This is a genomic window from Amycolatopsis marina, from assembly GCF_900111885.1.
Lineage (GTDB): Bacteria > Actinomycetota > Actinomycetes > Mycobacteriales > Pseudonocardiaceae > Amycolatopsis > Amycolatopsis marina.
The window spans coordinates 115177-140965 of record NZ_FOKG01000006.1 but is presented as its reverse complement, the minus strand read 5'-3'; the positions used below and the strand labels follow the sequence as shown (position 1 = coordinate 140965).

The window sequence follows — 25789 nt, the reverse complement described above, 5'->3', positions numbered from 1 at the left end:
GCCAGGCCGGACCGGCGGAACCACTGAGCCCGAACGAGACACCGAGAGGAGTTGGCGCGATGACCACCACTGCATCCCAGAACGCGGGGTCCCGTCAGGCTGACTCACTGCCGCTGGACGTCGCCGCGCTGCGCGCCGACTTTCCCATCCTGTCGCGCACGGTGCGCGACGGTAAACCCTTGGTGTACCTGGACTCCGGGGCTACGTCACAGCGTCCGACCCAGGTGCTGGACGCCGAGCGGCGCTTTCTCGAGACCGCCAACGCCGCGGTGCACCGCGGCGCGCACCAGCTCGCCGAGGAGGCGACCGACGCCTACGAGGACGCCCGCGCGAAGATCGCGGAGTTCGTCGGCGCCACCCCCGGCGAGCTGGTCTTCACCAAGAACGCCACCGAGGGCGTGAACCTCGTCGCCTACGCGCTGAGCAATGCCTCGACGGCGGGGCCGGAGATGGAGCGGTTCACGCTCGGCCCCGGTGACGAGGTCGTGATCACCGAGATGGAGCACCACGCGAACCTGGTGCCCTGGCAACAGGTCTGTCAGCGCACCGGTGCGACGCTGCGGTGGTTCGGCGTGACCGACGAGGGCAGGCTCGACCTTTCCGATATGGACGAGCTGATCACCGAGCGCACCAAGCTGGTCGCCTTCACGCACCAGTCCAATGTGCTCGGAACGGTAAACCCCGTCGACGCGATCGTCCGCAGGGCGCGCGAGGTGGGCGCGCTGACCCTGCTGGACGCGTGCCAGTCGGTGCCGCACTCGCCGGTGAACTTCACCGAGCTGGGTGTGGATTTCGCGGTGTTCTCCGGGCACAAAATGCTCGCGCCCTCGGGCATCGGCGTGCTCTACGGACGCCGTGAACTGCTCGAGGCGATGCCGCCGTTCCTGACCGGCGGCTCGATGATCGAGCTGGTGCGGATGGAAGGCTCGACGTTCGCGCCGCCACCGCAGCGGTTCGAGGCCGGTGTGCCGATGACCTCCCAGGCGGTGGGACTCGGCGCGGCGGTGGACTACCTCTCGGCCATCGGGATGGACCGGATCGCCGAGCACGAGCACATGCTGACCGCCGCGGCGCTGGAGACCCTGCAGCAGGTGCCGGGCGTGCGCATCGTCGGGCCCACCGACACGGTGGACCGCGGTGGCGCGGTCTCGTTCGTGATCGACGGGGTGCACCCACACGACGCCAGCCAGGTGCTCGACGGCCTGGGGATCGCGGTCCGCGTCGGGCATCACTGCGCCTGGCCACTGCACCGCAGGCTCGGTGTTCCCGCGACGGTGCGTGCCTCGTTCTACCTGTACAACGATCTGTCTGAAGTGGACGCCCTGGTGAGCGGAGTCCGTGAGGCACAGAGATTCTTCGGGGTGGCGTGAGACGATGAACCTGGAGAGCATGTACCAGGAGATCATCCTGGACCACTACAAGAACCCGCACGGCCGTGGGCTGCGGGACCCGTACGACGGTGAGTCGTTCCAGGTCAACCCGACCTGCGGCGACGAGGTGACCCTGCGCGTCCGGCTCGACGGGGACACCGTCTCCGACGTCTCGTACGAGGGGCAGGGCTGCTCCATCAGCCAGGCATCGACGTCCGTGCTGACGGATCTCGTCGTTGGGCATACGGTGGACGAAGCGATGACGAAAATGGACGCGTTCGTCGAGCTGATGCAGGGACGTGGCCGGGTCGAGCCGGACGAGGACGTGCTGGACGACGGCATCGCCTTCGCCGGCGTCGCCAAGTACCCGGCGCGGGTCAAGTGCGCCCTGCTCGGCTGGATGGCGTTCAAGGACGCGCTGGGCAGGACCAACGGCTCGGCGAGTTCGAACTCAGTGACCTCGAACGGAGCGGAAACCCGATGAGTGAGCAGCAGACCGAGACCCGCACCGAGGACTCCGACCACCGCGAGGGCCGGACCGCCGCGGACCTGCCCGAGCAGACCAAGCCGGCCGCTGACGTCGCCAAGGTCGAGGACGTCGAGGAGGCCATGCGTGACGTCGTGGATCCCGAGCTGGGCATCAACGTCGTCGACCTGGGACTGGTGTACGGCATCCACGTCGAGGACGACAACTCCGCGACGATCGACATGACCCTGACTTCGGCGGCCTGCCCGCTGACCGACGTGATCGAGGACCAGACGGCGTCGGCCCTCGTCGGTGGCGCGGGACTGGTGAAGGACTTCCGGATCAACTGGGTCTGGATGCCGCCGTGGGGCCCGGAGAAGATCACCGACGACGGCCGCGAGCAGCTCCGCGCCCTCGGCTTCACCGTCTGACCCGCCTCGGATTCGCCCCCAATGTGGCATTGGGGAACTTGAACGTCCCCAATGCCACGTTGGGGACATCTCGCTTGCCGTATAACGGCCTATACGGCCACGCCGTCGGCGTCGTCACTCCCTTCCGCGCCGTTCACGGCGTGGAGCAGTTGCTCCACTGTCGGGTCGTCCAGTGACTCCTTGATGCACTGCCACAGCTCGAGGTTGGCCAGCGCCCAGCGGGAGTAGGTGCGCGCGGCCACCGGGTTGTAGAAGTAGTAGCCCTCGTCGTGGACCTCGCACTGCTCGCCGACGATCTTGTCGGCGAGTTCCCTGAGGCTGATCCCGTTCTCGCGGAGATACCGGTGGGCCAGGACCACCGGGGTCACGGGCAGTGCCTTGAACAAGGTGTCGGCGTCGCTGAGCGCCTGCGCTTCCAGGCTGATGTGCCTGTCCCTTGCGGCCATCTCGGCCTCGTCGATGATCTCGTCGATCCACCGCGCCGTCGTGGGCGACACCCCGGCGTCGGTGAGGATGCCGAGCCGCAGATCCCGGCCCGCCGCGGCGGGGGAGTTGCGGAGCACGAGGTAGTTGACGTCGTGCACGAGGGCGGCGCTCTCCACCACGGTGCTTTCGGCGCCGTTGTACCCGGCGAACTCGACCGCTTTGGTCCGGACGAAGTCGACGTGGTGCCACCCGTGGAAGGGCAGCCGTTCGGCATACTTCATGCACAGCTGCCGCACTCTGCGTTCGACGACCGCCAATGCGGCGTCGGAGACGGTGAGCTGACCCGTGCTCGTGAAGGGTGCGTTGGTCTGTTCGTGGACGCGCATGAGCCTCTCCGATCCCGGCCTGCTTTACGGGCGGGTGGAGTGATCGTAGTGGCGATCGCGTCGTCCTGTTCTAAATTCGCTCGGTTAACTCCCCCAATCGAGTCTCCACCGGAACATGCCGGTGGCTCGTGTGGGTCTCTGGGTCATAGGAGAGGCTCCAGGGACTCACGGGACGGGATTTGACGAGGAAGGTGAGCGTGTTGTCCTCGGCTCTGGGAATCCGATGGAACTCGTGCGCGAGCATCGCGCCCGTGGCGCCTGCCGTGCAGTCGGCACGGCGGCGCAACTCCGCCGAACTGATCAACTGGCTGATCGGGTCCACGGTCGCGTCGAAGCGTTCGTGTTCGTATCCGCCCTGCAGGATCGTGGTGCAGAAGTGGTAGCGGTGGTTGTGCACCGAATCCGCGTACCCGCTGCGCCAGTCCCGCTGCGGTTTGTACTCGTGCAACCAGAACGAGAACGGGTCGCTCGGCTCATCGAGCAGACACCACGCGAAATGGGTCGTCGTCTCCCGTGAGCGCTCGGCGACGATGGTCGCCTCCTCCGGCGGCAGCCCGCGCAGGTACGAACCCAGGTCGGCTCGCAGACCGGTACGCGTGGTCCGGCGCTGAAACCACTCCTCGACGGTCCGCCAGCGCTCGATGAGCGGAAAGTCCGCGCGGCGCAGTTCGTTCGCGAGATCGGTGAGCAGGGGCAACTGGGTCAGCATCGATGTCAGCTTCCGAGTTCGGCGGCAACGGTGAACTTCTGCCGAAAGGTGTGGAACCGGTCTCTGAGTTGGTGGAATTGCTCGTCGGCCAGTGCGTTACCGGTGATCTCTTCGAACACACCGATGAAGTCGGACCTGGTCGAGGCGGGGGTCAGCCGGAAGTGCCGCTCGGTACCCGAGGTTCCGAGGCGGAGGAACTCGGCGCGCTCCATTCCGTAGATGAACGAACCCTCCGAGAACCGCAGGGTTCTCGGGTAGAGCGTCCGCCCCTGTCCCGGATCGCTGTACAGCGTCACCCACACGCTCCCGTCGAACATTTCGACACGGTCCAGCGGTGGGTCCGCGAGCACCGTGATCTCGACGCCCGCACACCGGTTGCGCGCGAGATACAGGCCGACCAGCCCGATCCAGGTCTCGTCCCTGAGCTGTCGCCGCACCGCGTCCGAGTCGGCATCGGCCCCCTCGTGGCGCAGCAGGTACCGCGCTCTGCCCCCGGCTCCGGTGTTGACCCGTGGGTCGGCGATGACGACATGGATCTCCCGTTCCGCCTGCGACAGCAGCAGTCGCGCGGCCGCATGCCTTCCGGAGAACCCCCGGAAGAAGTACTGCCTCGTCTCCCGCAGGTCCCGCATCATCAACTGGTTGAAGGTCGGATCGGGTCTGCTGCTCGCCGCGAAGATGTGCGTGGGGAAGAACTCGTTGTTCAGCGCGCGGTACTCGCTGCTGAGCTCCTGCAGCGTGCGCTTGCTCTCCTCGATCACCGGTGCGACCAGTGCCCTGCGGGTCGCGTTCGCCGTCAGCATGGTCTGGCCGAACCCGACGACCGCCGAGATCAGGGTTCCGGTGCCGACGGCTTCGATGAAGGTCCGCGCGGTACCTGCCTGCATCGCGCTGGCCAGTGCCAGGCAGGCACCCGCCACCACCACCAGGGTCAGGAGCAGCAGCCCTGTCCTCGTCCGGAAGATCTCCTCGAGCGGGCTACTGCGGAGCCCACCGGGATCCGCCGACACGACCCACCTCCTTGCCTGCACTCGTCCGAAAGGGACTCTCTGTGTTCGTTCGAGTGCAGGCAGCTACTCTACGCGCAGGCTGGTACCCGGGGAAATAAGAGATTCGGGCGAATCGACCCCCGCACGGGGTAGCCAATCGGCGGATACTGCTGCGCCGTCAGAGTGAGGCAGGTACGGGCGGCGCCGCCCACGGCCGGCTCTGTCACGATCTGTCCGTGACCATTCGGCGGCTGCTCGCGGTGCTGGTGCGGCGATCCACGTACCAGCGCTGGGTCTATCTCATCCTCGGCGGCGCACTGGTGGTGCCGTACCTGCTCGTCGCCGCGATCGCGATCCCGTCGATCGTTCCGGTCGCTCTCGGCGAGGGCGCCGCCGTGGGAGTCGGCGGGGTGGTGGCGCTGCTGGTGATGGTCGCGACCTCGTTCATTCCCGCCGTGCGCGTGCTCGAGGGCACCGCGATCCGGGAACTGCTCGACGATCCCGTGCCCACGGCCGTCTTCGGGCCCGCGGCCACGACGGAGGCCAGGCTGCGCTCCAGCGCCGTGTTCCTGCTGCACGTCCTCGCCGGTGCGCTGGTGAGTCTGCTCAGCCTGGTTCTGCCGGTGTTCTTCGTGTTGTCGCTTGCCGGCCCGTTCACCGGCAATCTGGGAGTCGGCACGGTCAACGGCATCGAGGTCCCACGCGGCTGGGCGGGAGCCTGGTTGCCTGCCGCTTTCGGACTGTCGCTGATCCTGCTGATCTACCTCGTGGCCGTTACGGGCGCGCTGCTCACCCGTGCGGCCGCCGCGCTGCTGGGGACGTCCGCGGCGGACCGGATCGCGGAACTGGAACGCCGGGCGGACAGGCTCAGCGAGCGCAACCGCCTTGCCAGGGAACTGCACGACTCCGTGGGGCACGCGCTCAGCGTCGTCACGATCCAGTCGGGCGCGGCGCGGCGCACGTTGCGCCGCGACCCGGAGTTGGCCGAGCGCGCGCTGCTGGCTATCGAGGACTCGGCGAGGGCGGCGCTGGACGATCTCGACTACGTGCTGGGGCTGCTGCGCGACGAACCCGCCGCCAGAGCCCCACAGTCGGACCTGGCCGACATGTCGGCGCTGCTCGACGCGACACGGGCCACCGGAGCCGTCGTCGAAGCCGAGGTGCGCGGCGACTTGTCCGGCGTGCCGCCGACGGTGTCCAGGGAGGCCTACCGCATCCTGCAGGAATGCCTGACCAACGCGCTGCGGCACGCCGGTAAGGTTCCCATCGCCGTGCGGCTCGAGGCCGGGGGCGAGCTGTTGGAGCTGTCGGTGACGAACCGGGTGGAATCACCGGAAGGGCGAGTCAGGGACCGGCCACGGGGCGGTCGTGGACTGCGGGGTGTCCGGGAGCGGGTCGAGGTGCTGCGCGGCGAGGTGAGGGCCGGACGGACTGACGGGCTTTGGGAGGTTCTGGTGCGGTTGCCGTTCGGCGGACATGGCGTGGTGGGGGAGAAGCGGGTGAACGGGACATGAGTGCGGCTCCACGGATCGGTGTGCTCCTGGTCGACGACGAGGACCTGATCAGGGCCGGGCTGCGGGCGATCCTGGATTCCGAGCCGGATCTCGAGGTGCTCGGCGAGGCGGCGGACGGTGCCGAGGTTCCCGGCCTGGTGTCCAGACTCCTCCCGGATATCGTCCTGATGGACGTCCGCATGCCCGCGGTGGACGGGATCAGGGCAACCGGGCATCTGCTGTCCACGATGGACTCGCCACCGAAGGTGCTTGTGGTGACGACATTCGAGAACGACGAGTACGTCTACGAGGCGCTGCGGGCGGGGGCGAGTGGCTTCCTGCTCAAGCGGGCGCGGCCGGAGGAGATCGTCGCTGCCGTGCGCACGGTCGCCGCGGGCGACACGCTGCTGTTTCCCGCCGCGATCCGCAGGCTGGCCGACCGGCACGCCGCCGGCAGGGGTGGGGACAGGCTGGCAGGCGCCGGACTGACCGCTCGTGAGGCCGAGGTGCTGCGGCTGATGGCGACCGGTCTGTCCAATGTGGAAATCGCCGGGGAACTGTTCCTCGGCGTGCAGACGGTCAAGACGCACGTGGGCAACGTGCTCGGCAAACTGGGCGCGCGCGACCGCACCCAGGCGGTGATCAGGGCCTACGAATCCGGCTTCATCCCGGTGGCGGGCTGATCCGGGACGCTCAGCTGGCGGAGCGGTGAGTGGCCAGCTGTCCGTTGGCGAGGCCCCGCAGCACCTCGACCCGGTCCGAGCCCGGTCGGCCGAGTACCCAGCTTGATCCGGACACGTCCTTGGCGCGCTGCTTCAACGGAGCGAGCAGCCGGGAGACCTCGCGGTAGGAGCCGACCGCGCCGCTGGCGCACACCAGCGTCGCCAGCGAGACGGTGACCGGCATGCCCTCCGCCGACCAGGACGTGTCCAGCAGGGTGGCCGCCACGGTGGCGATCTCGTCCATGTCACAGGCGATGAGGAAGTCGTCGCCTCCCACGTGGCTCACGGTCATCCTGGGCAGTTCGGCCGACAGGTCGGTGAGAGTGCGGCCGAGTTCGCGGATGAGGTCATCGCCCGCGGCGAAGCCCACCGTGTCGTTGATCGTCTTGAAGGAGTCGACGTCGAGCCAGGCGACGACGAGTGCTTCCCGCACCGCGAGTCTGCGGTCGACGTCGCGCGCGATCGTGTCGCTGCCCGGCAGCCGGGTGAGCGGGCTCAGCGCGGCGGCCTCCTCGATCTTGGTCTCGGCAACGCCGCGGACGATCTCGGTGACCAGCACGACGCCGAGGCATCGCCCATCGTCGTCGACGACCACGACGTCGTCGCCGGTGCGGCCCCAGTCGGCGTCGTTGACCAGATCGAGGAGCTCGAGCGCGCCCGCGTCCGCGTGGATCGTGTGCGGGTGGTCGGCGAGCCTGGCGGCGGGCCGCTTCGCGTGCAGGGCGTGGCCGTACCGGCCGGTCACGGCGAGCAGGAAGCGGCTGCGGTCGATCGACCAGCTGGGCCTGCCCTCGGAGTCCAGTCCCACGATGCCGGTCGGTGCGTCCCCTGCGGCGAGCACCTCGCGGACCTCGTCGCAGGTCGCCTCGGCGTCCAGGGTGGTCGCGGGCCGGAGGAAGTCGGCGACCTTGGGGGCGGCGGGCACCGGGAGCACCGAGGACTGTCCGTCCGGGTCCGGCATCGCCGGGCTGAGGGTGCCCGTCCAGATGTCCGAATGGCGTGCGGGGGCGAACAGCTTGCCCTGGGCGATCCGGATGCCGAGCCGCCGGGCCGCCTCGAGCTGTTCGCGGGTCTCGACACCGGTCGCCACCAGGCGCAGGTCGGCGCGGGACGCGAAGTGGGCCATCGCCTCGATGGCGGCGGCCGTGGCCTGGTCGCCGGGCAGGCGCCCGAGCAGGCCGCGGTCCAGCTTCAGCATGTCCACCGGGGCACAGGTGAGCAGGTCGAGCGCGAGGTCACCGGAGCCGAGCCCGTCGAAGGCGATCCGGAATCCCAGTTCGGCGAGCCGCCGCAGACCGGACACGAGGTTGTGCGTGCCCGCAGGCCGGAACGGCGGGCCGATCTCCAGCACGACCTCCCTCGGCCGCCGTCCGCTGCGCGACAGGGCGTCGAGCAGCGGACCGAGGTCGCCGGGCGCGGCTGCGGCCGAAGCTGCGGTCAGGTTGAGATGCAGCGGCAGGAGGGTGTTGTGCCGGGCCTCCTCCTCGACCGCGCGCGCGGCGAGTCCGACGTCGACCTCGACCAGCTTGCCTGCCCGCAGTGCACCGGTCAGCAGTTCCGGCACCTCGCCCGACTGCGGGCGGGCCAGTGCCTCGAGAGCGACGACACCGCCGGTGTGCAGGCTGTACAGCGGCTGGAACGCGAAGCGAACGGTCTGCAGCGATTCGATCCCATTCGACACGACCACGCACGAATAGTGCCCTCCCCGCGACCGTTCCGACACAGGTGTGGCCGGGAGTTCACCTGGCCGACATGCAGGTGAACTCCGTCTTCGGTGTCCGTGCTCCGATCGGGGGATACGGTGAGGGCCATGAACGAACACGACCGGCGCCAGATCCGCGGGGCCGACGCCGATCCGCGCACCGCCCGGCGCGACGGTGCCAAGGAGCAGACGGGAGCCGAAGGCGGCTACTCCGACCTTGCCACCAGTCCGTTCCGGATGGACCGGGACCGAATCGTGGCCTCGCCGTTCTTCGCCCGCCTCGGCGGGGTGACGCAGGTGGTGAGCGCGGGCGGCTCGGGGTTGCTGCACAACCGGCTGACGCACAGCCTCAAGGTGGCCCAGGTGGCCCGCTCGATCGCGGAACGGATCCAGGCCGAGCCCGACACCCGTGAGCTCGCGGCCAAGCTGGGCGGCTGTGATCCGGACGTCGCCGAGGCGGCGGCGCTGGCGCACGATCTCGGCCACCCGCCGTTCGGTCACCTCGGCGAGCGGGTGCTGGACCGGATCGCCCGGCACCGCTACGGTCTCGCCGACGGGTTCGAGGGCAACGCGCAGTCGTTCCGGATCATGACGACCACGGACGTCCGGGGACCCTCGGCCGTGGGGCTGGACCTGACCGCGGCGGTGCGGGCGGCGGTGCTGAAGTACCCGTGGCTGCGGCTGCATTTTCCCAGTCCGCACCCCGGTGAGCTGCCGATCCCGCCGAGGGGGGCGGGAGAGCCGGAGGACGGTCCGGGCACCGGATCGGCCAAGTTCTCCGCGTACAGCACGGAACTCGACGATCTGGTGCAGGCGAGGGCCCCGTACGGCGGCCGGATCGAGGCGTGGCAGCAGACGGTGGAGGCCTCGGTGATGGACACCGCGGACGACATCGCCTACGCGATCCACGATCTGCAGGACTTCCACCGGATCGGGGTGCTGCAGCACGCGTCGGTCGCGACGGAGTTCGGCCGCTGGACGGCCGACATCGCCACGTTGTCCTCTTTGGATACTTCGGAGCTGGGGACCGACCGGCGCAGGCCGGGATACTCGCTGGAACGACTGCGCCGCAGGATGCACGCGAAGGACGGCTGGATCGTCGACGACGAGGCGTTCATCCAGGCGGTCCACCGGGTCCGCAACGAGTTGGTGGACGATCTGCTGGCGGGGCCGTTCGACGGCTCGATCGAGGCAGAGCAGGCGATGGCGAGTTTCTCGGCCAGATGGATGTCGCGGTTGGTCGAGGGCGTTCAGGTGGCCCCGTCGGTGTCCACGCGGTCGGGGCATGTGCTGTTGGCGAGAGCGCAGTGGCACGAGGTGCAGGTGCTCAAGTTCGTCCACCGCAGGTTCGTGCTGTTGCGCCCCGACCTGGCACTGCACCAGCGCGGACAGGCTAGCCTGTTGTCGACGCTGGTGGACGCGCTGGACGCTTGGCTGGTGGACCGGGACGAGGCGTCCCGGCTCCCGCGCAGGCTGCACGACCTGGTGGAGCTGGCGCACGAGGAGTACGCCGCGCTGGCGGCGCACGCGCCGGAGCTGCTCGTCGGCGCGACCGGGGAACCGGTGAGCGGAGCCGACGCCGTGCACGAACTGGCCAGGGGAAGGGCGGTCGTGGACTTCGTCGCGTCGCTGACCGACCGGCAGGCGGTGACCTTGCTGGACGCCCTTTCCGGTCGGAGTACGCAACCCTGGTCGGAGTCGTTCGTGCTCTAGTGCTCGTCGTGCTCGCCGTCAGTCCCCGTGGGTTTTCCCGCTCGACGGATTATGCGGTAACGAAGGTGTGTGGCGTCGCGACCTTCGAGCCGACGGACGAGTTCCAGATCGGTGGGGCCGAGTCCGGTCGGCTCGAACAGCCGCCGTCCGCCACCCAGCAGTACGGGGACGAGGTGCAGTTCGAGTTCGTCGAGCTGATTGGCTGCCAGTAAGGCCTGCGCCGCACTCGCGCCGTGGACCATCACGGCTCGATCTCCCGCTGCTTCCCTGGCTTCGGCGGCACACGCGTTGACGTCGGTGTAGTACTTCACGCTGCCCGGTGGCTCGTCGGCCGGGTCGATGTGGTGTGTGAGCACGTGGATCGGCACGCCGTCGTGGTGGTCTCCCTGCCATCGACCCGCCAGCTCGTACGTGCGGCGTCCGGATATCACGGCGCCGGTCGACACGGCCTCGGCGTACACCTGCCCGTTGATCCCCTCGGACATCCGGTCGTCGAGCCAGTTGAACAGCCGTCCGCCGCCACGGCCGAGTTCCTGACCCGGCCGGTCGTCCGGCCCGGCGATGTACCCGTCGACCGACGTGGACATGTAAAGCCGGATTGGGGTTCTACGCATCGGATTCCCTTTCACCTGGCCTGTTGGCTGGTGCTCAGCGTGCTGCCACCGTGGGTCCAACGGCTATCCCACATTTCTGGGGGTTCGGTTAAGTTGAGGCATGGCGACCGCCCTGGCGATGCACGACCGGCTCCGCGACACCCTTTCGCGGCTGGTCCACCGCGGGCTCGGCGTGGAGGACTACTGGCGCGCGGTGAGCGATGCGCTGGACGGCGCTGTGCCGTCGGAAGGCTCGTGCTTGATGACGATGGACCCGGCCACGATGCTGCCGACCGCGGAGTACGTCGAGAACGGGATGCCCGCGGACGCCATTAGCCGGCTTGTCGAGATCGAGTTGCGCGAGCCCGACTACCTCAAGTGGGTCGACATGGCGCGCGTCGGCAGAGCCGCGGCCAGCCTCAGCGACGTCACCGCCAGTCAGCTCGACCTCAGCCGCCGACACCGAGAGGTCCGGCGTCCCGGAGGGTATTCCGACGAGCTCCGGGTCCTCCTGTCCAGCGGCACCGGCACCTGGGGTGCGCTGACCGTGTTCCGGGAGAAGGACCGCCCGAACTTTTCCTCGTCCGAGGTACGGCTCGTCGCGTCGCTGACCGGTTTGATCTCGGACGGCCTGCGCCGGTCGCTGTTGCTGGAGGAAGCCTGTGCCGACCGCGACGAGGCCGGAATGCTCGTGCTGGACCCCGGTGACGGCGTCGACCTCGCCAATCAGGTGGCCGAGCAGTGGGTCGACGAACTCGGCACCGGCGCACGGGCGGGCACGACGCTCCCGCTGGTGATTCGCGCCGTTGCCAGGAAGGCCCGTGCCGTCGGTGGCCGGGAGGACGGGCAGCCGGCCGAGGTGAGCACCGGGCTGGCCAGAGCACGTGTGCGAACCAAGGCCGGCCGTTGGGTGATCGTGCGGGCCTCACTGCTGGGCGAGGACGAGACGGCGCCCGTCGCGGTCCTACTCGAAGCGGTACGTCCGGCGGAGATGGCGCCGCTGCTGGCCGATCTGTATGGCCTCACCCGTCAGGAGCGACGGGTCACCGAGTGTGTCGCACAAGGCCTGCCGACCAGGCAGATCGCGAACCGGCTTCGGATGTCGACCTACACCGTCCAGGACCATCTGAAGTCGATCTTCTCCAAGACCGGCACCGGCTCCCGCGGTGACCTCGTCGCGCGGCTGTTCTTCGACCAGCGCGCCACGCCACTGACGGTGCGGTAGTTTCCGGCTATCAGCGCTCGTCCTCAGTCGAACCGGATGTGCTTGATTCCGGTCCACGCCCGGCGCAAGCGCCCCTGGAGCGGGCTGTCGGTGTTGGAGGTGAGCGTAAGTCCGGCCGAGGCGGCGATGCGATCGGCGACCTGCGGAACGGTCAGGTGGTCGGTCCGCAGCTGCTCGGCGAACTCGGTGCCGCGCAACCGTTCCAGGCACAGATCCAGTTTGGACAGGGCGAAACTGTTCCGGAACAGCGGCGAGTTCGCACCGGAGACGAACCCGAGGACGTGACCGAAGTTGCGTTCACGCAGTCGTCGCAGGACCGTCTCGCGCTCGGCCAGCAGCGCGAAGTGCCGGACGTCGTGCCCACGCTCCCGCAGTCGTCCCACGGTCTCGTCGAGGTAGGCGGGTTCCACGACGGTCATCGGCGCGATCGCGGTGCCGGGATGCTCGGTGAGCACCTTGTCCAGTACTTCGAAGACGCCCTGCCGCCAGGCGGGGAGGTCCTGGAAGTCGCCGCGCAGTGCCGGCGGAGTCATCCGGTGCAGCCCGAAGCCGGGATGTTCGGGATCGCAGATGACGCTGCCGGGAAGGCGACGCCGGAGCTCGTGCGCGGTCTGTGTCTTCCCACCGCCGAAGGGGCCGTTGATCCACAGGAGCATGCGGCGACCCTATTGCTCCCCGGAGCCCGCGAGTTCGTTGAGGAGGGCGAGATGGTCGCGGAACGCGGTCCGGCCTGCCTTCGTGGCGGACAGCCAGGTACGCGGCCTGCGTCCGGCCTGCCCCTTCGTGACCTTGACGTATCCGGCCTGCTCGAGCGTGGTGACATGCTGGGAGAGGGCGGAGTCGCTGAGCTCGACCGTGTCGCGGACGAACCGGAACTCGACCTTGTCCGCCGCCAGCAGCGCCGCCATGATCGAGAACCGGGCGGGGGAGTGGATGACGCTGTCGAGACGGTGACGAGGGTGTGTCACGAGCGCCGCCACACGCGCCAGGCGGCGACGAAGAACGGCGCGGCCAGCACCACCGCGGCGGCCGTCCACCAGCCCAGCGACGTCCCGGCCTGCCAGCGAACGATCGGGCCGAGCGCGACCAGGTAGCACCCGTACCACACCGCCACCGCGATGACGACATGTCGGCCCGCCCGTTCGGGGAAGACGTCGTGGGTCTCCGCCCACAGGCCGAGCGCCACCACCGCCAGCGCCCAGCAGGCCGCCGCGGCTACCCGAGCGGCACCCGAGGTGAAGTAGACCTCGACCGACACGATATGCCCGATAGCGAGTGCTCCCATGAGCAGCAGGTAGCGCGAGAACCAGCGGCTCGCTGCCCTGGTCCGGCGCTCGGCCCGCGATGCACCGCGCAGAGCGGCATGCGCGTCGGACGTGGTGTGGTCGGTCATGGTGCCGCCTCCCCAGTGGTAACTCGATGTCTCGCAAGTACTTTAGCATCCTTAAAGTACTTGCCGTCATCAGCAGCATGTAGCCGCCCTGCACGGGTGCGGGTGTTGAGGTTGGCTGGCGTTGGCGGGGTATGTCCGGCCTGCGTCGATTGGGTGGATGATGCGCGGTGTTGCGGAGTGGCCGTTGCTCCGGGTCCAGCCAAGCAGCCCACCAAGCAGCTCCCCCTCGGAGAGCTGCCACGCGGGTATCACCTGCTCGTCAACGTCCACGCCGCCGACGCTACTCGAACACCAGTTCTAGGAGAACGTGCTGTCGGCAAAGGGTCACTCTGGTTCGATGAGCGGCACAAGGCAAGCAGTTTCTCCTGCACGCCAAGCACTTTCCCGAGAAAGTGTCGTGAGTGGACTAGCACTTTCCCGGGAAAGTGCGGTTGGGGGTAGTTGGCGGTGGTGGTGATCTTGCTTGGTGGTACTTGCAGGCGCATCATCCTTGGAGGTGAGGTGCGTTTACGGGGTGAAGGCCTTGGCTACCGACAGGCTGTCCTCGTAGATGTGATGACGGGTGATCTGGCCGTTCTCCACCGTGAGGTGCAGGGCGAATCTCGCTCGGTAGGGGCGGCCGGTGGAGCGCGCTGTCTGGCGGATTTCGCCCAGCACCACCGCTTCCTCGCCGTCGACGAGGATTCGTTCGATCCGGGTGTCCGCTTCCTCCGGCAGGTGGTGCTCGCCGATCTCGCGGAAATGTGCCGCCGCGTCGGCGCGGCTCGCCCGGTGGCGGATCCACGGCGTGGCCGTCCGCCCGTGCTCGGACTCCGGCCAGTTCAGTTTCCAGTCGCTCGGCTCGGCGTACAGCTCGGCCACGCGCTCGGGGTCGCCCGCCCCGATTCGCCGTAACAGCTCCTCCACGACGGCACGGGTGGTGGTCGAGATGGCTGTGGTCATGATGTTCCCTCCGGTCGAGGTCCGCGTTCCCCTGACACGGCCGTGATCATCATTCTGGCGAGCGCTCGGCTCCGTGGCGATAACCTCTCAGGTAACCGTCCGCGCTCATGAACGGTGCTCCGCCACCCCCATCCGCACTTTCCCGGGAAAGTGCGGATGGGGGTGGTTGGCGACGCTGTGGATCTTGCTTGGTGGTACTTGCAGGCGCTCCATCCCGGCGCCCCGCGCACGCACCAACCGACTCAGGAACGGCGGCGGGCTCGCAGAACCGTGTCGCGGATGGATATCTCGTTGCCATCCGGGGTGGTCGCGACGCGCGGTCGCGCGTCCGTCGTCACGATCTCCCACTCCTTGGGGTCGAGGGACTCCGCGAGTTCCTCGGCGGTGAAGAACAGGTCCGGCTCCTGCGGGCGGTGGTCCTTCGCGGTGTGCATGTCGTGCGGATGGTGGGCGACGACGAGCAGCGTGCCGCCGGGGGCGACCGCCGCCGCGAGCTGCGTGTACACCCGCTCGCGCAACGGCTGCGGGAAGTGGATGAACTGGGCGCTCACCAGGTCGTACGTGTCCTCGGCGGTCCAGCTCGTCAGGTCCGCCTGGCGCCAGGTGATGCGGTCGGCGATCTCCGGCTCCGCGTGGGCCGCGCCCCGCTCGATGGCGACGCTGGAGACGTCCATCGCGGTCACCCGCCAGCCCTGCCGGGCCAGCCAGTGCGCGTCCGCGCCCTCGCCGCAGCCCGCTTCCAGCGCGGTGCCCGGTTCGAGATCGGCGACCTCGCGGACAAGTTGGGGGTTCGGGTTGCCACTCCACATGCGCGTGGCCGAGCCGTAGCGTTCGTCCCAGTACGGCTTGGTGAAGCGCTCGTCGACGCTGTTTTCGCTCATGCTGTCCACTCTCCGCCCACCGCGGCGAATCTGACAACTAATGTTGCTGATTCGGCAAATTTCGCAGGGTTCGGGGAGATACTGTGAGGTGTCCGCCCTCGGGGTTCTTGGAGTCGCGCAGCAGTACCCCCCGGCTCGTGTGGGCGGCCTCCACACAGTTCTCCTGGCTGCCGCTGTAGCTGCTCTTCCGCCAGTTCAGTGCCGTGACGTCGTCCACCTGCTGTCGCCCTCCCGCGTCGAGCCGCCTTGCCAGCATGGCAATGCGCCGCACCGATTGTGCCGCATCGAGGGCGCGGGCGAGCAGTTCGCGCGTCGCGTACTCGTACCTGGCGATCTCGTGGCGCTCCTCAAGGAAGAGGCTCGAGGTCAGGTTCTCCAGGAACACCACGGGCGTGCCCTCCGGCCGCCGGAGCACCGTGAACGCGCCGTTGATGCCCGCGTGCGCGCTGCCGTCGTTGGGCACGACCCGCAGTTCGATGTTCGGGTAGGTCGCCAGCTCCACGAGATGGTCGAGTTGCCTGCGCAGCACGTCGGGCCCGCCGATGAGCCGGTGCAGGGCGAGTTCGTCGATGATCGCGACGAGCCCCGGCGGCGACTGCCGCCGCAGGATCGAGTGCCTGCGCAACCGCGTGACCATGCGCGCCTCGACCTCGTTCTCCGGCACATGCCCGCACTCGATCATCAGCGAACGCGTGTACTCGCCGGTCTGCAACAGCCCCGGCACGGTCATGCCCTCGAAGTTCGTGATCGTCAGCGCGCGGGACTCCAGCGAGACCAGCGTGTTCTGCCGCTCGGCGAAACTCGGCCGGTTGCGCTGCCACCAGCCCCGCTCGCCGACCTCACGTGCGAGGCCGAGCAGCTGGGTGCGCGGCCGTCCGGTCGTTCCGTACACGGCCAGCAGCGCGGCGACGTCCTCGATCGGCGCAGCGCGCTTGCCGTTCTCCAGCCTGCTCAGCTTGCTGGCCGAGGCGTCGATCCGCTTGGCGGCGTCGGCCAGGCTGAGTCCGGCGCGCTCGCGCAGGCCGCGCAACGCCTCGCCGAGTTCCTGTCCGCGCACGGTGGGGTCCGGTTCGGTCATGCGGGCCATGCTGCTGTGCGGAGCGACGAAAAGCGGCACCCGAGCCGTGTTTCCGCCCGGCTCCACCCGAAGGCGGCACCACTTGCCGCCGGGGCAACGTGAAAGTTCGTACCCTGACGGGATGAGCAGGCAGCGCGACGTCAGTGGCGGCGGCAGGGCTGTCGAGGTGGGGGCCGACCGGCTGGCCCGCTGGTTCGACCGGTTCGCCGAACGCAACGACGGTGTGCGCGCCACGACGCTGACTTCCGCCGAGGTCGTCGTGCACGGCGGGGACGGAACGACGGCGACGGTCGCGGTGCCGTTCGCGCCACTGGACGTCGAAGGGGAGCCCGAGCGTCCTGGTCTCGACGTCGCCGCGCTGATCGAGCACGTGTCCCGGCCCCGTCGTGTCGGCCTGCTGCTCGTCCGCCTCGGCGGCCACAGCCTGGGGGTCGCTGCAGACGGCAAGATCATCCGCTCCCGCACCGACCGGCGCCTGGTGCACGGTCGCAGCGCCGCGGGCGGGTGGTCGCAGCACCGGTTCGCCCGGCGCAGGGAGGGGCAGGCCCGCCAGGCGCTGCAGGCCGCGGCAAAGGACGTGCTGGAGGTCCTGGTGCCCGAGGTGGGCGAGCTGGACGCGGTCGTGCTCGGCGGTGATCGCCGCGCGCTGGACGAGCTGCGGGAGGACCGCAGGCTCGCGCCGGTGTTCGCCAAGGCCCAGCCGTGGGTGCTGGATGTGGGGGAGCCCCGGCGGGCCGTGCTGGACGACGCAGCCGAGCGGGTGCGAGCGGTCGAGATCGTCTTGCGGGACCCGCCCTGACCTGCGAGTCCCGATCCGCCGGTGGTGAGAGTCGACACCGGAACGGAAAAAGCTGGACATCGACCCGTACACTTGAGGTGTGGTCGTTCTGCTGGAGTAGCTCCCGTGGTGAGTGCGTCGCGCCCGTTGTCCGGGCTCGCTGACGCAGCGGCTGCCCACGTCCACGCTTTTCGTTCCATGGAGTTTTCCTGTGATCACCGCTTCCAACCTGGAGCTGCGCGCCGGCTCGCGCATCCTGCTGGCCGACACCACGCTGCGCATCCAGCAGGGCGACCGGATCGGCCTCGTCGGCCGGAACGGCGCCGGAAAGACCACCACGCTCAAGGTGCTCGCCGGCGAGGGCGAGCCCTACACCGGCGAGGTCCGACACGGTTCCGACCTCGGCTACCTGCCCCAGGACCCGCGTGAGGGCGATCTGTCCGTCTCGGCCAAGGACCGTGTGCTGTCCGCGCGCGGACTCGACGTGCTGGTGCGCGACATGGAGAAGGCGCAGACCGCGATGTCCGAGCTGGTCGACGACGCGGCGCGGGACAAGGCGATCAACCGCTACGGCAGGCTGGAGGAGCGCTTCTCCTCCCTCGGCGGCTACGCCGCGGAGAGCGAGGCGGCGCGGATCTGCGCGAACCTCGGGCTCGCCGACCGCATCCTGGCGCAGCCGATGGGCACCCTCTCCGGTGGCCAGCGTCGCCGCGTGGAACTGGCCCGCATCCTGTTCGCCGCCTCCGAGGCAGGCGCGGGCGGGAAGTCCGACACGATCCTGCTGCTCGACGAGCCCACCAACCACCTCGACGCGGACTCGATCACCTGGCTGCGCGGCTTCCTGAAGTCGCACGAAGGTGGCCTCGTGGTGATCAGCCACGACGTGGAACTGCTCGGCGAGGTGGTCAACAAGGTCTGGTTCCTCGACGCCACCCGGGGCGAGCTGGACCACTACAACATGAGCTGGCAGCGCTACCTGGATGCGCGGGCGACCGATGAGAAGCGGCGCAGGCGCGAACGGGCCAATGCGGAGAAGAAGGCGTCGGCCCTGCACCAGCAGGCCGCCAAGCTGGGAGCGAAGGCCACCAAGGCGGTCGCGGCGAAGAACATGGCCCGCCGGGCCGACCAGATGCTCGCCGACCTGGACGACACCCGTCAGGCCGACCGCGTGGCGAAGATCAAGTTCCCCGCGCCCGCGTCTTGCGGAAAGACGCCGCTGACCGCGGAGGGACTGTCCAAGAGCTACGGTTCGCTGGAGATCTTCACCGGCGTCGACCTCGCGATCGACCGCGGGTCGAAGGTCGTGGTGCTGGGGCTCAACGGCGCGGGCAAGACCACGCTGCTGCGACTGCTCGGCGGGATGGAACCCGCCGACACGGGCAGCGTTGTCCCCGGCCACGGCCTGCGCCTCGGCTACTACGCCCAGGAGCACGAGACCCTCGATCACGACGCGACGGTCTGGGAGAACATCCGCCATCTCTCGCCGGACACCGGCGCACAGGAGTTGCGCAACCTGCTCGGCTCGTTCCTGTTCACCGGGGAGCAGCTGGAGCAGCCCACCGGCACGCTCTCCGGCGGTGAGAAGACCAGGCTCGCGCTCGCCAGTCTGGTGTCCAGCGCGGCCAACGTGCTGCTGCTCGACGAGCCGACGAACAACCTGGACCCGGCGAGCCGCGAGCAGGTGCTGGACGCGCTGCGTTCGTTCGACGGTGCCGTGGTGCTGGTGACGCACGATCCGGGCGCCGTCGAGGCGCTGGAACCGGAGCGGGTGATCCTGCTGCCCGACGGCACCGAGGACCACTGGTCCGCCGATTACCTCGATCTCGTCCAGCTCGCCTGACGGGCGGACACATCGGGCGGTTTTCCGATTGGCGAAAACCGTCCGACTTGTAGTTGATCTCGTTAGTTGATGCTGCGCAAACACTGGAATGGCCCAATATCGGCGTCCATTCGAGAGTTTTTCGCCGCTCGTCTGGCATTCCGGCGCTCAGTGTTCGATCATTGCGGCGACAGGGGCCTAATGTGGCCCAGAACACTCTCGGGGCGGAAGGCGGATAGACGTGGCTGACCTCAAGAAGGGCGCGCGGATCACCGGGAACACGCGCGACAAGCTGGCCGCTGACCTCAAGAAGAAGTACGAGAAGGGCGCCAGCATCCGAGCTCTCGCGGAGTCGACCGGTCGCTCGTACGGTTTCGTGCACCGCGTGCTCTCGGAGTCGGGCGTGCAGCTGCGTGGCCGTGGCGGTGCGACGCGGGTCAAGAAGAAGTAGTTTCCACGCGCTCGGTGCGGGCGGATTCCGCGGCACGGAAACACACCATTGCTCCCAGCAACACAAATGGATACACCAGGTAGCCGAATCTGGTGGCCGGCGTCAGCAGTGTGAATGCGCCGAGACCGACGGCGATGCGCAGCAGCGCGTCCGAGCCGGTGGCCGGCGGCCGGGCGATCAGCCAGGCCGCGATCGCCAGCGCCGCCACGCCCAGCAGGGCGAAGGCGATGACCTTGCCTGCGGCGCCGGTGCTGGCGATCAGATAGCCGGGCAGCGGACTCGCGGCCGGCGAGGTCACGGCGCCGAGCCCTGCGGGGAACTTGAGGACGTGCTCGACGAAGGCGCCGGGGGCGACCAGCACCGCGCCGATGTTGAGCAGCACCGTGCCACCGAGTAGCACCAGACCGAAGCGGCCCGCCGCCCGCCAGTCCAGCCTCGCCACCAGCAGGGCCACGAGTACCGGCGCGGCCAGCAGCGCGATCAGTTTCGCACTGCCCACCAGCGCCAGCACCGCTCCCGCGGCGAGCGGGCGGTCGGTGGCGGCGAGGGCGCAGGTCAGGACGAGCAGGCCGAGAATGGCCAGGTCAGGTGCCGCGGTGGCGAATGTCAGGGCCGTGACCGGGACGACGGCCGCGAGCTGGGCCGCGCGCACGGGTACCGGGGGCCTGCCCAGCAGCCGCAGCGTGAGCCAGACACACCCGGCGGCGACCAGGACGAACACCAGCCGGGCATCGGTGAGCGCGTCGGTCAGCGGAGTGCCGCCGAGTAGTGTCTTGGGCAACCCGAACACCGGCATGACCGGGCCGTAGGGGGTGTAGTCGTTGACGACGGGCGGGCGGCCCAGCGCGTGCACGTCCACGTAGGGCGTGCCGTCGCGCAGGAACAGGTCGGCCGAGCGCTCGATGACCCAGACCTCGGGCTGTGCGCTCCAGCTGAAGGGGGTGTCGAGCCAGTCCCGGCCGGTGAGCCTGCGGACCACCAGCACCCCGAGCGGGAGCACCATGCCAATGGCGCCGACGAGCGCGACACCCACCCAGCGGGACGTCCAGCGCCCAGCCCTGCGCAGCGTTTCGGGGGCGGCGAGCAGCAACCAGAGGGTGTGCAGCGCGGCCAGACCGTACCCGGCGGAGGCGAAGTTGCCCCACATGCGGTAGCCGTAGAACTCGGCGGTCAGCGCGATGCCGAGCGCGTAGGCCAGCGACACCGTGTAGAAGAACAGGTCAAGCGGTAGCGGGCGATCCTGCCACGCCCGTCGCAGGCTCTCCGGGAGTTGTGGTGCGACAGGCACGGTCACGGTGGTCCGCCTCCTCCATCGGATCCGAGAAAACGCAGAGTAGAGCATGCCAGGGTGCCGCCGAACGCCGGGCGGCCCGAGCCGAGGACGGGAAGGAACTGGGCGTCCCCGGTGTTGTGCAGGTCATCTGCGTACGTTAGTTCGAGTAATATCGAGATATTTTGGAAGGCGGAAGCGGTGGACAACAGCTGGTCGCTGATGCGGGGCGCGATGCGTGCCCCAGAGACACCACGCGGCCTGCGCAGGGGGACCGTGCGACGCGTCGCCTCGTTCGCCAGGCCGCACTGGCGCAGGCTGTGGATCTTCCTCGCGCTGACCGTGGTCTCCGCGGTGCTGGCGGTGAGCACCCCACTGCTCGCAGGCCGGGTCGTCGACGCCATCGTCAACTCCTCGGCCGCCTCGGTCATCGTCTGGCTGGCCGTCGCGATCGCCGGACTGGCGATCGCGGACGCGGCTCTCGGCCTCGCCGAACGCTGGCAGTCCACCCGGATCGGTGAGGGGCTGATCCTGGACCTGCGGCGGGCGGTGTTCGAGCACGTGCAGCGGATGCCGATCGCCTTCTTCACCCGCACCAGGACCGGCGCGCTGGTCAGCAGGCTCAACAACGACGTGATCGGCGCGCAGCGGACATTTACCGCGACCCTGTCCGGACTGGTCACCAACGTGATCCAGCTGGTGCTGTCGCTCGCGGTGATGCTGACGCTGTCCTGGCGGATCACCCTGCTCGCGCTGGTGCTGCTGCCGGTCTTCGTGATCCCGGCACGCCGTGTCGGCAGGCGGATGGCTGAGTTGCAGCGTGAGTCCGCGCAGCTCAACGCCTCGATGACGACCCAGATGACCGAGCGGTTCTCCGCGCCGGGAGCCACGCTCGTGAAGCTGTTCGGCAGGCCGGACGAGGAGTCGGCCGAGTTCGGCGAGCGGGCGTCCAGGGTGCGTGACATCGGTGTGCGCACGGCGATGCTGACGCGCTGGTTCATGACCAGCCTCACGCTGGTGTCGGCGCTGGCCACCGCCCTGGTCTACGGACTCGGCGGCCTGATGGCCCTGCGCGGAGAACTCGACGCGGGCACGGTCGTCGCGCTCGCGCTGCTGCTGACCCGGCTCTACACGCCGCTCACGGCACTGGCCAACGTCCGGGTCGACGTGATGACGGCGCTGGTGTCGTTCGAGCGCGTCTTCGAGGTGCTCGATCTGGACCTGATGATCACCGAACGCCCCGACGCCCGCACCCTGCCGTCGGGCGGCGTCTCGGTGGAGTTCGACGACGTACGGTTCGCCTACCCGTCCGCGAGCCGGTACTCGCTCGCTTCCCTGGAAGACGTGGCCACAGTGGACAACCGGGGCGGAGAAGAGGTGCTGCACGGCGTGAGTTTCCGTGCCGAGCCAGGGCAAATGGTCGCGCTCGTCGGCTCGTCCGGCGCAGGCAAGTCCACGATCGCCTCATTGTTGCCCCGGTTGTACGACGTGGACAGCGGCTCGGTTCGGTTGTCCGGAGTGGACATCCGGGATCTGACGTTCGCGTCGCTTCGGGAGTCGGTCGGGGTGGTGACCCAGGACGGCCACCTGTTCCACGACACCATCAGGGCGAATCTCGCGTACGCTGCCCCGGGCGCGAACGACGACGAGATCTGGCAGGCGCTGGAGAAGGCGCGCCTCGCGGCGCTGGTCCGATCGCTGCCAGACCAGTTGGACACCGTGATCGGCGAACGCGGCTACCGGCTCTCCGGTGGCGAACGGCAGCGGCTCACGATCGCCAGGCTGCTGCTGGCCCAGCCGCGCGTGGTGATCCTGGACGAGGCCACCGCACACCTGGACTCGGAGTCGGAGGTGGCGGTCAGCGAGGCGCTCAACGACGCGCTGCAGGGGCGTACCGCGTTGGTGATCGCCCACCGGCTGTCCACCGTGCGAGCCGCGGACCTCATCCTCGTCGTCGAGGACGGCGTGATCGCCGAGCGCGGCACGCACGAGGATCTGCTGGCCGCGGGCGGGCGGTACGCGGAACTGCACCGCACCCAGTTCGCCGAACAGGGTTCCGCCGCATGAGCCTGTCGTCGAGGGAGGTTGGATGACGGGCATGGACGAACCGAGCCTGTCGACGTGGCGGTCCCCGGAACCGGCGCGAGGCGTCGCCCTCGTGCTGCACGGAGGTGCCGAGCACGGCGTGGCGGTGGTCCGGCCGTGGCGGCTCGCCTACCTCCGGATGGTGCCGCTGGCCCGTGACCTCGCCGGCGCGGGCAGGGCGGAGGGACTGCACGTCGCGCTGCTGCGCAACCGCGTTCGCGGGTGGAACGAGCCGGGTCTGGACGCCGTACAGGATGCCCGATGGGCGCTGGGCCGGATCGCCGAGGAGCACCCGGGGCAGCCGATCGTGCTCGTCGGCCACTCGATGGGCGGCAGGGTCGCACTGCGGGTCGCCGACGACCCGGCGGTACGGGGCGTCTGCGCGCTGGCGCCCTGGACGCCGAAGGCCGAGCCGGTGCGGGCCGTGTCCGGCAAGGCGGTGCTGATCGTGCACGGCACGAATGATCGGATCACCCCACCCGCCGCTTCGCGTGCGTTCGGCGAACGGGCCCTGCCCGGTGCGAGCCGACTCGCACGCTTCGAAGTGGCCGACGAGGGCCACGCGATGCTACGCCGGTCCGCGGTGTGGAGCCGGCTGGTGCGCTCGTTCGTCCTGGAAACCCTCGGTCTCGCCCCGCCCGACGATCTGTTGCGGGCAGTCTGGAGCAAACCGCCCGGCGAGCGGCTCCGAATCCCGGTGTAGCAGAAGCACTGATGCACCGGCCGGTGCCGCACCGGCGGGAGGGATTGCCTTGACCAGCTCGAGCATCGACAAGACATCCAGGCCTGCCGATGAGCCGCATCTGGTCGGCCGCGATCGGCCGGGACTGCACACACCACCGCACTCACCCTGGCGCGCACGAATCGCGGAGTCCCTGTTCCGCAGGGCGGTTCGCCCACTGGACGTGCGGGTGAGCCTGCCGGACGGGACGATTCTCGGCGCGGGCGGGCCGGGAACGCCACAGTTGCGCCTGCACCGGCCCGCCGCGTTCTTCCACCGGCTGGGGCGTGGACGCCAAGATCGGCTTCGGCGAGTCGTACATGGCGGGGGACTGGAGCGTCGACACCTCGGACGCGCTCGCCGACGTGCTGGCCCCGTTCGCCGAGCGGATGGCCACACTGATCCCGCCCGCGCTGCAGCGGTTCCGGCGATTCGTGGACCGCGGGCACCCTGCGCAGGAGGAGAACACCGTGGAGGGGGCCAGGTCGAACGTCCACCGGCACTACGACCTCTCCAACGAGTTGTTCTCGACGTTCCTCGACGAGACGATGACGTACTCCTCCGCGCTGTTCGCGCCCGGCGACGACCTGGCCGCCGCGCAGCGGGCTTCCGCTCCGGCTACCTCAAGGTCCACCAGTTCTCCTTCGCCTGACCGTCGGGGCCCATCCCGACCCACCCCTCCCGCCCCCGGGTAGGTATGTCTGCAAGTACGCCCAAGCAAGATCGACTACGTCGTCAACCGCTACCAAGCGCGTCCGCGTACCTGCCCGGTTGGTAGCGGTTTGCGATGAAGATGATCTTGCTTGGTAGTACTTGCAGGCGCCCCATCCGGCGCTGGGTGGGTGGGGTGGGTGGGGGCCGGGGGTCGCTGGAGTGGGCGGCGCACAACCTGAAGGGGGTGTCGCACGTCTGGTCGTGCAGAGGGTGCGGTTTAGTGGACACCGCATCCGGCACCGAAACGATGGGACAGCCAATGACCTACGGCGGAGACTATGGCGGGCGTCGGCCACCTACGGGTCCCCGTCAGCCGCCGCGCGGCCCACGGCAGCACCAGTCTGCCCAGATGATGCCGATTCCGGGCCGGGAGCAGCAGCGACGCCCGCAGCAGGGCCCTCGCCCACCCCGCCAGGGCCCGCCGCCGGGGCAGCAGCCACCGCGCAGGCCGCAGGGCGGACCGCCGCCACGGCCGCCCAAACGCAGGCGATGGGGCTTCGGCCGGGTGCTCACGGCGCTGGTCACGGTGTTCCTGCTGTTCCTCGGCGCGACGTGGCTTTACCTGGAGTTCTCCATCAACCGGATCGACGCGCTGCCGGACTACGACGGCAAGCCGGCCGCCGGTGAGGGCACGAACTGGCTGATCGTCGGCTCCGACTCCCGAGAGGGCCTCACGCCCGAGGAGGAGGAGCGGCTGGTCACCGGAAACACCGGTGGACAGCGAACGGACACCATCATGCTCGCGCACGTCCCGGACAACGACACCGCGCCGACCCTGCTGAGCCTGCCGAGGGACTCGCGGGTGGAGATCCCGGGTCATGGCACCAACAAGATCAACGCCGCGTTCTCCTTCGGCGGGGCGCCCCTGCTCGCGCAGACCATCGAGCAGGCCACGGGTCTGCGTATCGACCACTACGCCGAGATCGGCTTCGGCGGCTTCGCCAATGTCGTGGACGCCATCGGCGGAGTGGAGATGGACATCCCCAACGAGATGCGCGACACCAAGACCGGCGTGGTCATCCCCGCGGGAGTGCAGGAGTTGGACGGGGCGCAGGCGCTCGGCTTCGTCCGTATGCGCTACAGCGAGGCGACCCCGCGGTCGGACCTGGACCGGGTGGCCAATCAGCGCAAGTTCATCGGCGCGATGGTAGGCGAGATGGCCAGCCCCGGCACACTGCTCAACCCGTTCCACCTGTTCCCGCTGCTCTCGGCCGCCCCGGACGCGCTCACCATGGACTCCGGCGACCACCTGCACCACCTGGTCGGGCTCGCCCTCGCCATGCGCGGCATCTCCTCGGGCGGGGTCGTGACCACGACCGTGCCGGTGACGTCGTCATCGGCGGAGAACTGGGACGAGCAGAAGAGCGAGCAGCTCTTCGACGCGCTGCGCACTGACAAGCCGGTACCGGACAGCGTCATCGTCAACTGACAC

At 69.2% G+C, this 25789-nt stretch carries 25 protein-coding genes and 1 pseudogene; 14 read left to right on the top strand and 12 right to left on the bottom strand.

Going from position 1 to position 25789, the window contains the following annotated elements; genetic code table 11:
* Positions 1-59 precede the first annotated feature (59 nt).
* The 3 genes from BM199_RS12025 to BM199_RS12015 are packed head-to-tail and all read left to right on the top strand — an operon-like array spanning position 60 to position 2267.
* A complete protein-coding gene (locus BM199_RS12025) occupies positions 60-1370 on the top strand; it encodes a cysteine desulfurase (protein WP_091672935.1) in 1311 nt (436 codons plus the stop codon).
* A 4-nt stretch (positions 1371-1374) separates the two neighbouring features.
* On the top strand, positions 1375-1854 hold the full coding sequence (gene sufU / locus BM199_RS12020) for a Fe-S cluster assembly sulfur transfer protein SufU (protein WP_091672933.1): 480 nt from the start codon (positions 1375-1377) through the stop codon (positions 1852-1854).
* A complete protein-coding gene (locus BM199_RS12015) occupies positions 1851-2267 on the top strand; it encodes a metal-sulfur cluster assembly factor (protein ID WP_091672931.1) in 417 nt (138 codons plus the stop codon). The genes sufU and BM199_RS12015 overlap by 4 nt, the downstream gene beginning before the upstream one ends.
* Before the next feature lie 89 nt (positions 2268-2356).
* Here BM199_RS12015 and BM199_RS12010 read toward each other — a convergent pair whose 3' ends face one another.
* The 3 genes from BM199_RS12010 to BM199_RS12000 form a co-directional block, all read right to left on the bottom strand.
* Positions 2357-2974 (bottom strand): HD domain-containing protein, encoded by a 618-nt coding sequence (locus BM199_RS12010; RefSeq protein ID WP_245788321.1) that lies wholly within the window; start codon positions 2972-2974, stop codon positions 2357-2359.
* Between the two features lie 175 nt (positions 2975-3149).
* Positions 3150-3788 (bottom strand): hypothetical protein, encoded by a 639-nt coding sequence (locus tag BM199_RS12005; RefSeq protein ID WP_091672929.1) that lies wholly within the window; start codon positions 3786-3788, stop codon positions 3150-3152.
* Between the two features lie 5 nt (positions 3789-3793).
* Complete coding sequence (locus BM199_RS12000; RefSeq protein WP_177242582.1) at positions 3794-4798, bottom strand: hypothetical protein; 1005 nt, start codon at positions 4796-4798, stop codon at positions 3794-3796.
* A 215-nt stretch (positions 4799-5013) separates the two neighbouring features.
* Between BM199_RS12000 and BM199_RS11995 the strand changes: the two genes are divergently transcribed.
* Together BM199_RS11995 and BM199_RS11990 are read left to right on the top strand one after the other, a co-directional pair.
* Positions 5014-6291, top strand: a complete 1278-nt coding sequence (locus BM199_RS11995; protein WP_091672927.1) for a sensor histidine kinase — start codon at positions 5014-5016, stop codon at positions 6289-6291.
* Positions 6288-6953 (top strand): response regulator transcription factor, encoded by a 666-nt coding sequence (locus BM199_RS11990; protein WP_091672925.1) that lies wholly within the window; start codon positions 6288-6290, stop codon positions 6951-6953. The genes BM199_RS11995 and BM199_RS11990 overlap by 4 nt, the downstream gene beginning before the upstream one ends.
* 10 nt (positions 6954-6963) lie before the next feature.
* Here BM199_RS11990 and BM199_RS11985 read toward each other — a convergent pair whose 3' ends face one another.
* Positions 6964-8661, bottom strand: coding sequence for a GGDEF domain-containing protein (locus tag BM199_RS11985; RefSeq protein ID WP_091673214.1), 1698 nt, complete (start codon positions 8659-8661; stop codon positions 6964-6966).
* 141 nt (positions 8662-8802) lie between these two features.
* On the opposite strand from BM199_RS11985, the gene BM199_RS11980 reads away from it, so the two are divergent.
* Positions 8803-10407 carry a deoxyguanosinetriphosphate triphosphohydrolase family protein gene (locus BM199_RS11980; RefSeq protein WP_091672923.1) on the top strand — a complete coding sequence of 535 codons (1605 nt, stop codon included), beginning with the start codon at positions 8803-8805 and terminating at the stop codon, positions 10405-10407.
* Here the strand turns inward: BM199_RS11980 and BM199_RS11975 are convergent.
* The gene (locus tag BM199_RS11975) at positions 10404-11021 is read right to left on the bottom strand and encodes a dihydrofolate reductase family protein (protein WP_091672921.1); all 618 of its coding nucleotides are present in this window, start codon (positions 11019-11021) and stop codon (positions 10404-10406) included. The two genes, BM199_RS11980 and BM199_RS11975, sit on opposite strands and share 4 nt — an antisense overlap.
* Positions 11022-11121: 100 nt before the next feature.
* On the opposite strand from BM199_RS11975, the gene BM199_RS11970 reads away from it, so the two are divergent.
* The gene (locus BM199_RS11970; protein WP_091672920.1) at positions 11122-12225 is read left to right on the top strand and encodes a helix-turn-helix transcriptional regulator; all 1104 of its coding nucleotides are present in this window, start codon (positions 11122-11124) and stop codon (positions 12223-12225) included.
* A 23-nt stretch (positions 12226-12248) separates the two neighbouring features.
* On the opposite strand, the gene BM199_RS11965 is transcribed toward BM199_RS11970, so the two are convergent.
* The 6 genes from BM199_RS11965 to BM199_RS11940 form a co-directional block, all read right to left on the bottom strand.
* Positions 12249-12881, bottom strand: coding sequence for an AAA family ATPase (locus BM199_RS11965; RefSeq protein WP_091672918.1), 633 nt, complete (start codon positions 12879-12881; stop codon positions 12249-12251).
* A 9-nt stretch (positions 12882-12890) separates the two neighbouring features.
* Entirely contained in the window at positions 12891-13193 is a 303-nt protein-coding gene (locus BM199_RS11960; protein WP_091673212.1) for a winged helix-turn-helix domain-containing protein, read from the bottom strand.
* Complete coding sequence (locus BM199_RS11955) at positions 13190-13618, bottom strand: hypothetical protein (RefSeq protein ID WP_091672917.1); 429 nt, start codon at positions 13616-13618, stop codon at positions 13190-13192. The genes BM199_RS11960 and BM199_RS11955 overlap by 4 nt, the downstream gene beginning before the upstream one ends.
* 507 nt (positions 13619-14125) lie before the next feature.
* Positions 14126-14560, bottom strand: a complete 435-nt coding sequence (locus BM199_RS11950; protein ID WP_091672915.1) for a nuclear transport factor 2 family protein — start codon at positions 14558-14560, stop codon at positions 14126-14128.
* 242 nt (positions 14561-14802) lie between these two features.
* On the bottom strand, positions 14803-15441 hold the full coding sequence (locus BM199_RS11945; protein ID WP_091672914.1) for a class I SAM-dependent methyltransferase: 639 nt from the start codon (positions 15439-15441) through the stop codon (positions 14803-14805).
* 37 nt (positions 15442-15478) lie between these two features.
* On the bottom strand, positions 15479-16519 hold the full coding sequence (locus tag BM199_RS11940; protein ID WP_177242581.1) for a Scr1 family TA system antitoxin-like transcriptional regulator: 1041 nt from the start codon (positions 16517-16519) through the stop codon (positions 15479-15481).
* A gap of 121 nt (positions 16520-16640) precedes the next feature.
* Here BM199_RS11940 and BM199_RS11935 point away from each other — a divergent pair, with 121 nt between their 5' ends.
* The 3 genes from BM199_RS11935 to BM199_RS11925 all read left to right on the top strand — a co-directional run bounded on the left by BM199_RS11935 (position 16641) and on the right by BM199_RS11925 (position 19567).
* The gene (locus BM199_RS11935) at positions 16641-17318 is read left to right on the top strand and encodes an acVLRF1 family peptidyl-tRNA hydrolase (RefSeq protein WP_091672912.1); all 678 of its coding nucleotides are present in this window, start codon (positions 16641-16643) and stop codon (positions 17316-17318) included.
* Positions 17319-17508: 190 nt separating this feature from the next.
* Positions 17509-19137, top strand: a complete 1629-nt coding sequence (locus tag BM199_RS11930; RefSeq protein ID WP_091672909.1) for an ABC-F family ATP-binding cassette domain-containing protein — start codon at positions 17509-17511, stop codon at positions 19135-19137.
* 220 nt (positions 19138-19357) lie between these two features.
* On the top strand, positions 19358-19567 hold the full coding sequence (locus BM199_RS11925; RefSeq protein WP_005437638.1) for a helix-turn-helix domain-containing protein: 210 nt from the start codon (positions 19358-19360) through the stop codon (positions 19565-19567).
* On the opposite strand, the gene BM199_RS11920 is transcribed toward BM199_RS11925, so the two are convergent.
* Positions 19554-20909, bottom strand: coding sequence for a glycosyltransferase 87 family protein (locus tag BM199_RS11920; RefSeq protein WP_091672907.1), 1356 nt, complete (start codon positions 20907-20909; stop codon positions 19554-19556). The genes BM199_RS11925 and BM199_RS11920 overlap by 14 nt on opposite strands.
* Before the next feature lie 129 nt (positions 20910-21038).
* On the opposite strand from BM199_RS11920, the gene BM199_RS11915 reads away from it, so the two are divergent.
* The 4 genes and pseudogenes from BM199_RS11915 (at position 21039) to BM199_RS11900 (ending at position 25786) form a co-directional block, all read left to right on the top strand.
* Positions 21039-22904: an ABC transporter ATP-binding protein gene (locus BM199_RS11915; RefSeq protein WP_091672905.1), complete on the top strand. Its 1866-nt coding sequence runs from the start codon at positions 21039-21041 to the stop codon at positions 22902-22904.
* A gap of 31 nt (positions 22905-22935) precedes the next feature.
* On the top strand, positions 22936-23625 hold the full coding sequence (locus BM199_RS11910; protein ID WP_091673210.1) for an alpha/beta hydrolase: 690 nt from the start codon (positions 22936-22938) through the stop codon (positions 23623-23625).
* Positions 23626-23674: 49 nt separating this feature from the next.
* Positions 23675-24245, top strand: a pseudogene (locus BM199_RS11905) (class I SAM-dependent methyltransferase); the annotation flags it as partial.
* A 371-nt stretch (positions 24246-24616) separates the two neighbouring features.
* On the top strand, positions 24617-25786 hold the full coding sequence (locus tag BM199_RS11900) for an LCP family protein (RefSeq protein WP_091672902.1): 1170 nt from the start codon (positions 24617-24619) through the stop codon (positions 25784-25786).
* Positions 25787-25789: the final 3 nt, after the last annotated feature.

Excerpts from the sequence above, each read along its gene's own strand:
- BM199_RS12025 (WP_091672935.1), top strand. The coding sequence starts at position 60 with ATGACCACCACTGCATCCCAGAACGCGGGGTCCCGTCAGGCTGACTCA.
- sufU (WP_091672933.1), top strand. The coding sequence starts at position 1,375 with ATGAACCTGGAGAGCATGTACCAGGAGATCATCCTGGACCACTACAAG.
- BM199_RS12015 (WP_091672931.1), top strand. The coding sequence starts at position 1,851 with ATGAGTGAGCAGCAGACCGAGACCCGCACCGAGGACTCCGACCACCGC.
- BM199_RS12010 (WP_245788321.1), bottom strand. The coding sequence starts at position 2,974 with ATGAAGTATGCCGAACGGCTGCCCTTCCACGGGTGGCACCACGTCGAC.
- BM199_RS12005 (WP_091672929.1), bottom strand. The coding sequence starts at position 3,788 with ATGCTGACCCAGTTGCCCCTGCTCACCGATCTCGCGAACGAACTGCGC.
- BM199_RS11990 (WP_091672925.1), top strand. The coding sequence starts at position 6,288 with ATGAGTGCGGCTCCACGGATCGGTGTGCTCCTGGTCGACGACGAGGAC.
- BM199_RS11980 (WP_091672923.1), top strand. The coding sequence starts at position 8,803 with ATGAACGAACACGACCGGCGCCAGATCCGCGGGGCCGACGCCGATCCG.
- BM199_RS11975 (WP_091672921.1), bottom strand. The coding sequence starts at position 11,021 with ATGCGTAGAACCCCAATCCGGCTTTACATGTCCACGTCGGTCGACGGG.
- BM199_RS11970 (WP_091672920.1), top strand. The coding sequence starts at position 11,122 with ATGGCGACCGCCCTGGCGATGCACGACCGGCTCCGCGACACCCTTTCG.
- BM199_RS11965 (WP_091672918.1), bottom strand. The coding sequence starts at position 12,881 with ATGCTCCTGTGGATCAACGGCCCCTTCGGCGGTGGGAAGACACAGACC.
- BM199_RS11955 (WP_091672917.1), bottom strand. The coding sequence starts at position 13,618 with ATGACCGACCACACCACGTCCGACGCGCATGCCGCTCTGCGCGGTGCA.
- BM199_RS11950 (WP_091672915.1), bottom strand. The coding sequence starts at position 14,560 with ATGACCACAGCCATCTCGACCACCACCCGTGCCGTCGTGGAGGAGCTG.
- BM199_RS11945 (WP_091672914.1), bottom strand. The coding sequence starts at position 15,441 with ATGAGCGAAAACAGCGTCGACGAGCGCTTCACCAAGCCGTACTGGGAC.
- BM199_RS11940 (WP_177242581.1), bottom strand. The coding sequence starts at position 16,519 with ATGACCGAACCGGACCCCACCGTGCGCGGACAGGAACTCGGCGAGGCG.
- BM199_RS11935 (WP_091672912.1), top strand. The coding sequence starts at position 16,641 with ATGAGCAGGCAGCGCGACGTCAGTGGCGGCGGCAGGGCTGTCGAGGTG.
- BM199_RS11920 (WP_091672907.1), bottom strand. The coding sequence starts at position 20,909 with ATGCTCTACTCTGCGTTTTCTCGGATCCGATGGAGGAGGCGGACCACC.
- BM199_RS11910 (WP_091673210.1), top strand. The coding sequence starts at position 22,936 with ATGGACGAACCGAGCCTGTCGACGTGGCGGTCCCCGGAACCGGCGCGA.
- BM199_RS11900 (WP_091672902.1), top strand. The coding sequence starts at position 24,617 with ATGACCTACGGCGGAGACTATGGCGGGCGTCGGCCACCTACGGGTCCC.